11 protein-coding genes are annotated in these 10,816 nt (G+C 60.1%); 3 read left to right on the top strand and 8 right to left on the bottom strand.

Annotated elements, in window-relative coordinates:
- The gene (locus tag QRN51_RS02420; protein ID WP_059387557.1) at nucleotides 1-762 is read left to right on the top strand and encodes an ABC transporter ATP-binding protein; all 762 of its coding nucleotides are present in this window, start codon (nucleotides 1-3) and stop codon (nucleotides 760-762) included.
- A 109-nt stretch (nucleotides 763-871) separates the two neighbouring features.
- On the opposite strand, the gene QRN51_RS02415 is transcribed toward QRN51_RS02420, so the two are convergent.
- From QRN51_RS02415 to QRN51_RS02380, 8 genes are all read right to left on the bottom strand, one after another.
- Nucleotides 872-2,827: a DUF6541 family protein gene (locus QRN51_RS02415; protein WP_350224957.1), complete on the bottom strand. Its 1,956-nt coding sequence runs from the start codon at nucleotides 2,825-2,827 to the stop codon at nucleotides 872-874.
- A gap of 9 nt (nucleotides 2,828-2,836) precedes the next feature.
- Complete coding sequence (gene rfbA / locus QRN51_RS02410; RefSeq protein ID WP_059387568.1) at nucleotides 2,837-3,700, bottom strand: glucose-1-phosphate thymidylyltransferase RfbA; 864 nt, start codon at nucleotides 3,698-3,700, stop codon at nucleotides 2,837-2,839.
- A gap of 71 nt (nucleotides 3,701-3,771) precedes the next feature.
- A complete protein-coding gene (locus QRN51_RS02405; RefSeq protein ID WP_284988467.1) occupies nucleotides 3,772-4,686 on the bottom strand; it encodes a glycosyltransferase in 915 nt (304 codons plus the stop codon).
- Between the two features lie 10 nt (nucleotides 4,687-4,696).
- A complete protein-coding gene (locus QRN51_RS02400; protein WP_284988466.1) occupies nucleotides 4,697-5,584 on the bottom strand; it encodes a glycosyltransferase in 888 nt (295 codons plus the stop codon).
- Between the two features lie 8 nt (nucleotides 5,585-5,592).
- Nucleotides 5,593-5,976, bottom strand: coding sequence for a DUF2304 domain-containing protein (locus QRN51_RS02395; RefSeq protein WP_059387560.1), 384 nt, complete (start codon nucleotides 5,974-5,976; stop codon nucleotides 5,593-5,595).
- On the bottom strand, nucleotides 5,976-6,731 hold the full coding sequence (locus tag QRN51_RS02390; protein ID WP_284988465.1) for a glycosyltransferase family 2 protein: 756 nt from the start codon (nucleotides 6,729-6,731) through the stop codon (nucleotides 5,976-5,978). Before QRN51_RS02390 ends, QRN51_RS02395 begins: the two co-directional genes overlap by 1 nt.
- Nucleotides 6,732-6,745: 14 nt before the next feature.
- Entirely contained in the window at nucleotides 6,746-7,678 is a 933-nt protein-coding gene (locus QRN51_RS02385; protein WP_284988464.1) for a glycosyltransferase, read from the bottom strand.
- A gap of 10 nt (nucleotides 7,679-7,688) precedes the next feature.
- A complete protein-coding gene (locus QRN51_RS02380; RefSeq protein ID WP_059387563.1) occupies nucleotides 7,689-8,927 on the bottom strand; it encodes a polysaccharide biosynthesis protein in 1,239 nt (412 codons plus the stop codon).
- A 96-nt stretch (nucleotides 8,928-9,023) separates the two neighbouring features.
- Between QRN51_RS02380 and QRN51_RS02375 the strand changes: the two genes are divergently transcribed.
- Both QRN51_RS02375 and rfbB read left to right on the top strand, forming a co-directional pair.
- Nucleotides 9,024-9,779: a glycosyltransferase gene (locus QRN51_RS02375; protein ID WP_284988463.1), complete on the top strand. Its 756-nt coding sequence runs from the start codon at nucleotides 9,024-9,026 to the stop codon at nucleotides 9,777-9,779.
- A gap of 34 nt (nucleotides 9,780-9,813) precedes the next feature.
- Nucleotides 9,814-10,812, top strand: a complete 999-nt coding sequence (gene rfbB / locus QRN51_RS02370) for a dTDP-glucose 4,6-dehydratase (protein ID WP_284988462.1) — start codon at nucleotides 9,814-9,816, stop codon at nucleotides 10,810-10,812.
- Nucleotides 10,813-10,816 lie beyond the last annotated feature (4 nt).

Below are 10,816 nucleotides of genomic sequence, written 5' to 3'. Positions count from 1 at the left end.
ATGACTGTACCCGCGGAAGTTTCCGACAGGGTGGCGATCACCTGCCGGAATTTGCGGAAGAAGTTCGTGCTCCGGCACACCCGCAGCATGAAAGAAGCAATTGTCTGGTTGCTGACGGGGCGTAAAGGGGACCTTTCGAAGAAGTTCGATGCGCTGAAGGACGTTTCGCTGGATGTCGAACAAGGCGAAACCGTGGCGTTGCTCGGGCTTAACGGCTCAGGCAAGTCAACTCTCTTGAAGCTCATTTCGGGCGTGCTCCAGCCGGACGAGGGTACCGTGCATACAAGGGGAAGAGTCGCCGGACTGATCGAAGTGGGAGCCGGTTTCCACCACGACCTCAGCGGGCGCGACAACGTGTACCTCAACGGGGCCATCCTTGGGATGAGCCAAAACCAGATCGATGAAATGTTCGACTCGATTGTGGAGTTCTCCGAAATCGGAGAGTTCATCGACACCGAGGTCAAGTTCTATTCATCGGGCATGTACCTGAAGTTGGCTTTCTCGATCGCGGTTCACACGGACCCGGAGGTCTTCCTCATCGACGAGATCCTTGCCGTGGGCGACGAACCGTTCCAACGCAAATGCATCACCAAGATCAACGAATTGGCAGCGGCCGGCAAGACGCTGTTCGTAGTGAGCCACGACTTGGATCTGGTCGCCTCGGTGTGCAAGCGTGGTGTGCTCCTGGAGCACGGCGAGATCATCATGGACGGCGAAGTGCATGACGTCGTCCGGGAACTCCGGCGCCGCTCGGCGGACTAGCCCAGGGGCGCGGGACTAGCGAAGGGGCCGGCCAACCCGCCAAGGCCGGCCTGGATACCGCTTCCGACACCTGAGGACACCAACTGGACAGTGCGGCTTCTCAGCTGGCTCAGCAGGCGGTTATCTTGTAGAGCTTCGCATTTCCCTGGCTGTCTACGAGCTGAACTCCGGGGTTTTGGTCCAAGCGGGTCAGACCAGCCGGAGTGTGGTTGCCTCCATGGACTTCCAGCAATCCGAAGTCAAGGACGTAATAGGAATGCTCGCTCCGAACAGCCCTGCACACCGCGGGGTCCTTTGAGACTGCATCCAAGTGGTCGTAGATCTCTTGGAGATCAGGCGAAACATAGCTAAGGATATGGAGCTGAGCAGACTTGCGATTACCGAGGGCATACGAAAGAGCCGCTCCGGTGTAGGGATTCCCGATCAAGATCGCGTCTTGCGGGACGTCATTGTGCAGTCTTTGGAAGATTGCCAGCTCGTCGCTCGAAACCAAAGGGGAGTCCGCCGACAAGGCGTACTTTGACGCCGCTTGCTCCACTTCCTTGTTCACTCCGCCCACTTGTCCGACGACGACGGCAACGGCGACGAGAACGGCAGCCAAGGCGTATTGAAGTGCATTCCGGAGACCGGACCGGCGGATCCCTGGGCCGCTTCGACGGAAAACCCGCTTGAACAGTTGCGAAAGGTATGGGTTGTGGCAGATCCACTCGACGCCCACGGCAGCAAGCAAGACAGCGACAAGGGGCAACAGTGCTGCAATACGGTAGCTGTCGTTGTACCAGACGCCCGTCAAAATACTACGGACCCTGGAAATGGGGAAGCCGGACACAACCACAAACAGCACCGTGAAAATCAGGAAGACTCCTGCGAGCCATTTGTACCGAATCCGCCCCAGCGCCGCCCAAAGGCCCAGGAGCGCCACCGGTGCCACCAGCCAGGCGGCAGGCAAATCCAACGGAGAGAAAACAATGGCTTCGCCGAGAGCTTGCGGGACCGTATGGTACGGGCCCCAGAATGAAGCGTCCGACGGTGGCCTGAGGACGATCCAGAGGATGAGGAATACAACGCAATAGCCGATCAAGGGGACCATGAACCTGGCCCGCCCAAGACGCAGCAAACCCCGTCTCCGGAGCTTGAAGGCCTTCCACGCAAGGACACCGACCATCGGGGCCGTCCATGTGAGCCAGGCCATGAAGGTGGTCGGATGCGCCACAAGGAGCCCCGCAAGGCTCAACAAGAGCGCGAGGACCGCCGACAGGTCCCGGGGCACCCAGGCCGGGGAAACCCTGGAAATTGCCGCAGCCAGGGCTATGGAACCCGGCAGGATGCTGATCGACAGCAGATTGGGGTACAGGACACCGAAGTCCATCATCAGGAGCGGGAATGCGCCAAGCGAGGCGGACGCTATGCCGGCCGCCAGTGCAACCGCGGAGGAACGGCCGATGGTCCACCTGGCCGCCAAGACGCAGCCTAGAGGCCAAAACACTGCCGCGAGGACTATGCTCGTGAGGTTCACGGCGACCGGAACGTCCAGCGCGAAGGTCGAGGCGACCAAGGTCGCCACCGCGTTCCAGCCTGCGGGATAGAAACCACCGCCGGTCATGTCGCCTATCGTCAGGGACGAGGCATTCCCGGTATCAAGGGCGTACTTGACGGAGTTGAGGTGAAACACCGCATCGTAGGTCTGCGAAAAATGCTCGGGGCCGCCGATAGCCTGCATAACCCTGGCGCCGACCACCGCGAGTGCGAGCGCACAGGCCACAAATGGTGCTGACCGCCGCCAAAGCCCCGGCCTCGGCATTTCCCCGGCGCGAGGACGGAATCGGGAAACGAACCACGCGATGACGCCGAGCGCGACCGCCACGATAGCGACCGGAAGCACGGTGAACCGGACATGCAAAAAGGGGCTCAGCGTCGAAGCCAGGACAATCACGCCTACCGAGAGGGCAGGGGACAGCCCTAGCGCATCAAATCCTCGATAGCGCAATCCGAGTGCCACAAGCAGTCCGGGAGCAACCAGCAATAAGGCAGCACCGACTAACTGCGGAAGGACAGACCACCACACGGGCGGGGACTAGTCTTCCAGCAGGCCGTGGAGGTACGCTCCGTAACCGCTCTTGACCAACGGCTCGGCACGTGCCCGCAACTCGTCGTCGGAAAGAAAACCCTGGCGCCAGGCGATTTCCTCGGGAGCTCCGATCTTGAGGCCTTGGCGGTTCTCTACCGTGCGAATGAAATTCGACGCGTCGTTGAGGTCGTTGAAGGTACCGGTGTCGAGCCAGGCCGTGCCCCGCGGAAGGATCTCGACATGAAGCTTTTCGTTCTGAAGATATGTCCTGTTGATGTCCGTGATTTCGAGCTCGCCACGGGGTGAAGGCTTGAGGTTCTTGGCGATCTCCACAACATCGTTGTCATAGAAATACAGGCCCGGAACGGCGTAGTGCGATTTGGGGTGCTCCGGCTTTTCCTCCAAGGAAATGGCTTTGCCATCTTCATTGAATTCGACCACGCCGTAGGCCTTGGGATCCTTCACCCAATAACCAAAGACCGCACCGCCGTCGATGTTTGCATGCTTCCGAAGCTGCGTTCCCATGCCCTGTCCGTAGAAGATATTGTCTCCCAGGACGAGGGCAACGGTTTCATTTCCGATATGTTCCTCGCCCAGGATAAATGCTTGGGCGAGACCGTCGGGCGACGGTTGCTGGACGTAGGAAATGTTCACGCCGAATTGGGAACCGTCGCCAAGGAGCCGTTGAAACTGCTCTGCGTCGTGGGGAGTGGTGATGACGAGAATGTCTCGAATGCCCGCCAGAATGAGCGTGGAGAGGGGGTAGTAGATCATCGGCTTGTCATAAACCGGGACCAGCTGCTTGCTGATGCCGTGAGTAATCGGATGGAGACGAGAGCCGGTGCCACCGGCAAGAATGATTCCACGCATGGTCCCCATCATCCCTTACCTTCGAGTCCGCGGCAAAACCAGCGACTGGCCAATGGCCACCGACTCAACTCCTAGCCGAGGTGCGCTCTTCCGCTCCGGCCGCGGAGGCCGTCGATGGTTCCCCTCAATGCTGACCGGAGCCGGGCAGCGCGGCCGGGCGCCAACACTGACACGAAAACGAGGTGCCTCATGTCGAGAAACAAGCCAGAGGCAACCCATCCTGGATGTGCCTTCGCGTATCGCCGGCCAACCAGAATCCTGTTTCGGAAGATGTAGTAATAACGCCAGGAAGCAGCAATGCGGACTTTCAACGGACGATCTTGAAGTTTGATGTCCCTGCCCAGAATATTCGCATCTACCAAGGTTCCTAGCGAATGGTCGAATTCTGCGTCCGCAAGTACAGTCGGAAGCCCGGCATCGAGGGCGCGGAAGTAGTATTCCGTGTCCACGAGGTCGATGAAAAGGCCATCCCAGAAGTTGCCGATAGCGTCCAGGGTGGAAACCGGAATCAGCAGTCCGGATTGAATCGGTTCCCGTCCCAGCTGGATCCCGGATTTCGAACCGGCCTTCTTCACGGGATTGCCATGGATGCGGGCCGGGGAAACAAGGCCCGGGGTTATGCCTGCGGCCTCGGCCGACTGGGCGGCCTCCACTAGCCGGTGGACATATTCGGCGGTCAGGAGCGAATCCTGGTCGACGGTGATGATGTAGTCGATCGGCGCTTTGCGCGCCAAGTCGATCCCCGCGTTCAACGCGGATGCGATTCCGGAGTTTTCTTCGAGCCGCAGCACCATAGCGCCGGCGTCCGCTGTTTCCTCGAAGATCCGATCGAAACCGGGCCCGCCGCCGTCGTCGACTACTACAACGGTGGTGAGTTGGCCCAGCAAGGACGAGACGTTACGGACCAGGTGCGACGTCGGACGATAGGCGGTGACCACCGCGGCTACGTTGTTTAGCCGCTTCGACGGATTAATTTCGGGTGGCAAGTCGAACTTCCTAGTTTCCAAGGGCATGCCTCAGGAGGGAACCGACAGCCGCGGGGCTGCCGTGCAAGGCGGCATTGGGCAGGAGCAAGAAAGCATGGGCCCGGGACGTCAGGCGCAATGCAGCCGCCCGTGATGCCTTTCTCCACCCCTTCTTCCTGCAGAGCTCTGCAGCAAGTTCGAAGTAGCCGCGTTCGCCGGCAAAACGGGAGCCGTCCAGCAATTTGCTTGAGGACGCGCTGGCGGTGTGCCTGCGGTATGCGAAACATACCTCCGGCTCGATGAGCAACTCAGCTCCAGCCAAGACCATGTCGATGATCAAGCCAAGGTCCTGGATGACGTGGAGACCATCCCTGAAATCGAAGTTCCCGATTTTGTCCCGGCGGAAAATCAGGGAGGGCCAGTAGAGCCAGTCACCATGGAGAAGGCTGACTGCCAGTTTCTCGCCGCTGACCACCCTGGGCCGGGACCCGTGTGGCTTGACGAGGTGCTGCTTCACAAGGTCGGCAATCGGCCGGGCGTTCTCCCCGGCCTCGTTGATCACTTCCACGCCTGGCTGGATGATCCAGGCTTCCGGGAAATCCCGGTGCGCGCGAAGTGCGACATCAACGAAGTTAGGGAGCAGGATGTCGTCGCAACCCATGACCACAAGCGTGTCCTGCGTTGCCCGGGAGACACACGTGCGGAAGTTTGCCGTAATTCCTTCGTTGGTTTCCTTGCGGACATAGGTGATGCGTGGATCGTTGATTTCTTCCAAGTATCGGCGGACCTCATCGCCCGGATAGGCGTCATCCACAACGGTCAGGAGCCAATCGTCTGAATTCTGTGCCAGTACGCTGTCGACTGCCTGCCGCATGTAGTCAGGATCCCCCCAGTAGGGGATGAAGATATCAAGGGCCATTCGGTTCCTTACTTTGGTCCGGAAGGAGCGGAGGTGTCGTCCTCCTGGGTCTCGGCGGCCTGGAGGCGCTCAAGGAGGGTGCGCATGATCGCAACTTCCTCAGCCAGCGTCCTGGTCTCATCTTCGACGACCGAGATCTCCCAGGAAAGGTGCAAACAGACGCCCAGCAGCAGCAGGATGCTGATGATGAACAGCAAGTTCGACGGAAGCTGCACGCCAACGAGTTCGGCAACGATTGTCAGCAAGCTCGGGAACGCGGCAAGGACCAAAGTTCCAATGCCCACCACGAGCCATAGTGCCGCATATTTCTCGCGGAGCTTCTTGCGCCGGAGCATTTCGAAAACGATCCCCACGATCGCCAACGAGAGGAGGAAGGCGGCCAGATTTCCCATTAGGATGCCTCCTGGGCCCATGTTGTTGATGCGGATGGAATAGCGGATCTCTTACGGGTAAGCGCGAAAAGGAGTGCGAAAGTGGAACGGCCGAGATAAACTGCTGCCTTGGCAGGATTGTGGCTTGGAGTTCCGCCCTGGCGCGGGCGCATGGCCACGGGGATCTGGGTCACTTTGCACCCGGAACGTATTGCCACGACCAGGGAGTCAATCGTGTCGCCGAGGTACTCCGCGGGATAGTGGTCAAGATACTGGCTGATGGCGCGGTCGTTGGCGGCACGAAATCCTGACGTCACATCCGTGAGGCGCGTCTTTGCAAGGCCGGAGATGACTTTTGCGAGGAACTGCATTGCCCATTTCCGGGGGCCGCTCACCTTGTATTCACCTTTGTCCGCGAATCGGGCGCCGATTGAGATGTCGGCGTGCTCCAGTCCGGCGAGCACCTCGCCGATGTTCCGGGGATCATGCTGCCCGTCGGCGTCGACCTGGATCACGCGGCTGTAGCCGAGGCGCTTCGCGTATTTGAAGCCGGCGCGCATGGCACCACCGACGCCGAGGTTGAAGGGAAGGTTCAAGACTGTCGCTCCGGCTTCGGCGGCAACTTCCGCGGTGGCGTCGGAGGAGCCATCATTGACGACCAGTACGTCGTAAGGGCATCCGACGTCGAGGACTTCGCGCACGGTGTCGCCCACCGACTCGGCTTCATTCCACGCCGGCATGATGACCAAGACCCGCGTTGAGTCATGATTTTCCATCGTTCTCCTATATGTCATCGTGGCTGGATGCGGTTGAGGAGGTCCTGGCTGATGCGACCCTGCCGTCCGCGGCATGAATCGATGAGCCCCTCCCAAGCGGCGATCGCCAAGTACCGTCGATCCGGGCTGAATGCGAAGCGGAGAAGCTGTGCTTTCGCGTCTTCCAGCATGCGCCGAATCACCCAGGCCGGGTTGCGGCGCCAGTACCTGCGGGCGAGTGTGGTGCCGTTTCGCATGATGTAGTACATCCGGAAAGGCGAGTAGTAGTTGAAGGACAAATCGTTGCCACGGAGCCGTAAGGGCCGCCCAAGCACCTTCGCCGGGAGGCGCGCCCCGAGCCTGTGCCCGACTTCGCAACCTGCCCCGATGAGGATGCTGTAGCCGGCTGCCCGGACTCGCGCGGTGAACTCGGAATCCACGCAGTCGATGAAAAAGCCCGACTCGAAGTTGCCGACGTCGGCCAAGGTAGTCATCGGGATGAAGAAACCGGACTGCATGGGATCGAAGGCTTCCGGAAATCCGTGGGATGCTCCGAGGACCGGCACCTGGTGCCCGCTGAACGTCTCAGCGCTCACGAAGCCCACTTTTTGTCCTTCGGCCGTGGCCCTGTCATAGGTGGCGAGGGCGCTTGAGACGTAATCCGGGACCGGCAGCGAGTCTTGGTCGAAAGTCAGCACGAAATCCGGGCGGCTGGTCGATTCCAGCTCTTCGAGTCCGCGGTTCAGTGCGGCTGCGATTCCGGAGTTGTTGTCCAGGCGCAGTACCTTGGTTCCGTTACCGGCAAGGTGGTCAAAGATCTGCTCCGACGCCGGAGACGTACTGCAGTCATCGACGACTATGAGTTCGTCTACTTGCGTCGCGATGGATTCAGCGTTGGTGAGCAGTTCGTCGTCTGGGTTGAAAGCGGCGATCACCGCTGCGGTTCGTCTTTGTGGACTTTCAATCACGGAGATGATCCTACCCGTCCACACTTACGGGGAGCGCCTTGGCGGGCAGCAGCCTTGACGCGGGGAGGAGGAGGCCGAAGAAGAGCAACGCTTCGCTGATGGCCATTCCCAGTGCCACACCCGGAACATTTGACGCCAAGCCGGCCACTACCATGAACGCGACTCCCGCGGCTGCCGACAGCCCGGTCCACAAAAGGACAGTACTCTGGCGCCCGGCGGGAATGAGGAGGTTCCTGATGAGGGGCGTTGAAGCCGAGAGGAAGAAGAAGGAAATCCCATAGAAGACGGACGTCGCGGTATCGGCCTTATTCGCGTCGCTGAACAGGATGGCAGAAGCCCATGGACCCAGCAGGCCCAGGCCGAGCGCTCCGGCGGCTCCGAGCGCGAGGTGCGTCATCAGCGCAACTGTGTGGCGCCGTCGGGAGTCCTCGGGGTTTCCCTCAAGCGTCCAGCTTTGAAAAGTGTTCCCGACGGCCACCACGCTGAAAAGGCCAAAGCGGTAGATGCTGTCCGCGGAGGCGAATCCGGCAGTGGCCGTTGCCAACGGCACCGTCGCCGTGGCTATCGGGACGGGGGATGAGGCGTAAGCGCTTCCGGCAAAATTGATTGCCGCGGTCCCACTTTCGGGAACGATCTCGCGGATGGCATTCCCCGGGCGCCGGGGGAACCACGTCCCGCTTTCCCCGAATCGAAGCTGGAATGCTATCGACGCCACAATGGTGGCAAGGAGTGCAAGGACGCCATAGATCCAAATCTGGCCGGTCGCAAGAATGAATGGCACGCTGAGCAGTGCTGCGCAGAACCGGGGAAGGGTGTCATAGACGGCCAGAATCCGCGGTTGTCCTGTGCCGATACCGAACCAGGCCGGGGAGAAGCCGGTGAGGGCAGTGGCCCACGCCATGGTAATCGCGTCAAGGCGGTAACCGTCGTGCGCTACGAGGGAAACGATGATGCTCATGAGCGGAAAGACGACGAGCGCAATGATGATGCGCGTTCGGATGCTTCTTGAATAAAGTGATGCGCGAGCCTGCGGTGAGGGGCTCCGGGCAATGGCCACGGGACCGGAAATGTTCCAGCTCCACAGAATGATCGTGGCGGCAAATACTCCGATGGCCTGGCCGGACGTGATGCTTGACCAGCCGGCCGGCCCTGCGACACGGGCAATGACGGGCAGCAGGAGGAAAGGCAGTACCAGTGCGAGAAGCGGAAGCAGCGTGAATCCAGCGAGTCGAAGCAACACGGGTTTCATTACTGGTAGGTCCTATTGCTCGACGGCGTGACCTTACGATGATACGCGATGATGCCTGCCCGCTAACGCCCTGGTAACTCGCCTAGAGTGGAGGTCATGAACGATTCGACGACGCCGGACGGCCAGGCGATCCGGGTGAGTGTCTGCCTTGCGGCCTACAAGGGATCCCGATTCATCGAGGAGCAGATCGCCTCGATTCTTGGGGATCTTGGTCCCGACGATGAGCTGGTGGTCGTGGACGATGCGTCGCCCGATGACACCGCCGAGATCGTCAAGGGCATTCGGGATCCGCGGATCCGTTTTGTCGGGGCATCTGTGAACAAGGGCTATGTCAGGACGTTTGAACAGGCCGTGGGAATGAGCCGTGGCGAATTCATCATGCTTTCCGACCAGGATGACGTATGGATTCCCGGGCGAGTGGAAATCATGCTCGATGCGCTGGCCGACCACAAGGTTGTCGCAGGAAACTTCGACGTCCTCGGCGGTGGACCGAGACCTTGGATTCCAAGGCTTCGTTCTTCCGACTCGGCGAGGCACCTGGCCAATCTGTTCGCGATCCTGATCGGGTACCGGGCCTACTACGGATGCGCCATGGGCATCCGCAGGGATGCGCTCAATTACTTCGTGCCGATCCCGTCTTATGTGAACGAATCGCATGACCTCTGGCTCGCCATTTGCGGAAACGTTGCACGGTCCATCCGCCACCTTGACGAATCGACCGTGCTCCGACGTCTGCACGACGACAACCAGACACCCGCCGGGTGGCGTTCGCTCGTCAAAATCATCAAAGCGCGGATGATGATCGCCCGCCTGATGTTCGAAGCGCTACGCCGGGTACGCCTGGGTTCTTGACGGCCTTCACCTTGGGGTTCGGTAGGCTGTTCCCATGCAGAAACTTCTGGTTACCGGCGGTGCCGGCTTCATCGGTTCGAATTTTGTCCACTACGTCCTGGAGCGCACTGAGGACAGTGTCACCGTTCTCGACAAACTAACCTACGCCGGCAACGTGGACTCCTTGAAGGGGCTTCCGGAGGAACGGTTCCAGTTCGTCCAGGGTGACATTTCGGACGCGGAACTTGTGGATCGGCTCGTTGAAGACTGCGACGTGGTGGTCCACTATGCCGCCGAATCACACAATGACAACTCGCTGCATGACCCGCGCCCGTTCCTGGATACAAACATCATCGGGACGTTCACGCTCATCGAGGCTGCCCGGAAGCACGACAAGCGGTTCCACCACATCTCCACCGATGAGGTGTACGGCGACTTGGAGTTGGACGACCCCGAGCGGTTCACCGAAGCGACGCCGTACAACCCGTCCAGCCCCTACTCTTCGACCAAAGCCGGATCCGACCTTCTGGTGCGCGCATGGGTGCGATCGTTCGGACTGCAGGCGACCATCAGCAACTGCTCAAACAACTATGGGCCGTACCAGCATGTGGAGAAGTTCATTCCACGCCAGATCACCAACGTGATCGACGGCATACGCCCCAAGCTCTACGGCAAGGGTGAAAACGTCCGCGACTGGATCCACGCGAACGACCACTCCTCCGCCGTGCTTGCCATCATCGAAAAAGGCCGGATCGGTGAAACCTACCTGATCGGTGCCGATGGCGAGAAGAACAACAAAGACGTTGTTGAGCTCATCCTCAAGCACATGGGTCAGTCGCCCGATGCTTACGACCACGTCGTTGACCGGCCTGGCCACGACCTGCGGTATGCGATCGATTCGAGCAAGCTCCGCGATGAGCTCGGCTGGCAGCCGCAATACTCCAACTTCGACGCAGGAATCGAAGCCACCATCGATTGGTACCGGGACAACGAGTCCTGGTGGCGTCCGCAGAAGGCAGCCACTGAAGCCAAATACAAGGAACAGGGCCAGTAGACCA

The sequence above is a fragment of the Arthrobacter sp. efr-133-TYG-120 genome, assembly GCF_030209785.1.
In the GTDB taxonomy this organism is placed as follows: Bacteria; Actinomycetota; Actinomycetes; order Actinomycetales; family Micrococcaceae; genus Arthrobacter.
This window is presented reverse-complemented; position numbering and strand designations above follow the sequence as displayed.

What these genes read in the sequence shown, in the direction of transcription:
- QRN51_RS02420 (WP_059387557.1), top strand. Translation starts at nt 1, where the DNA reads ATGACTGTACCCGCGGAAGTTTCCGACAGGGTGGCGATCACCTGCCGG.
- rfbA (WP_059387568.1), bottom strand. Translation starts at nt 3,700, where the DNA reads ATGCGTGGAATCATTCTTGCCGGTGGCACCGGCTCTCGTCTCCATCCG.
- QRN51_RS02400 (WP_284988466.1), bottom strand. Translation starts at nt 5,584, where the DNA reads ATGGCCCTTGATATCTTCATCCCCTACTGGGGGGATCCTGACTACATG.
- QRN51_RS02395 (WP_059387560.1), bottom strand. Translation starts at nt 5,976, where the DNA reads ATGGGAAATCTGGCCGCCTTCCTCCTCTCGTTGGCGATCGTGGGGATC.
- QRN51_RS02390 (WP_284988465.1), bottom strand. Translation starts at nt 6,731, where the DNA reads ATGGAAAATCATGACTCAACGCGGGTCTTGGTCATCATGCCGGCGTGG.
- QRN51_RS02380 (WP_059387563.1), bottom strand. Translation starts at nt 8,927, where the DNA reads ATGAAACCCGTGTTGCTTCGACTCGCTGGATTCACGCTGCTTCCGCTT.
- QRN51_RS02375 (WP_284988463.1), top strand. Translation starts at nt 9,024, where the DNA reads ATGAACGATTCGACGACGCCGGACGGCCAGGCGATCCGGGTGAGTGTC.
- rfbB (WP_284988462.1), top strand. Translation starts at nt 9,814, where the DNA reads ATGCAGAAACTTCTGGTTACCGGCGGTGCCGGCTTCATCGGTTCGAAT.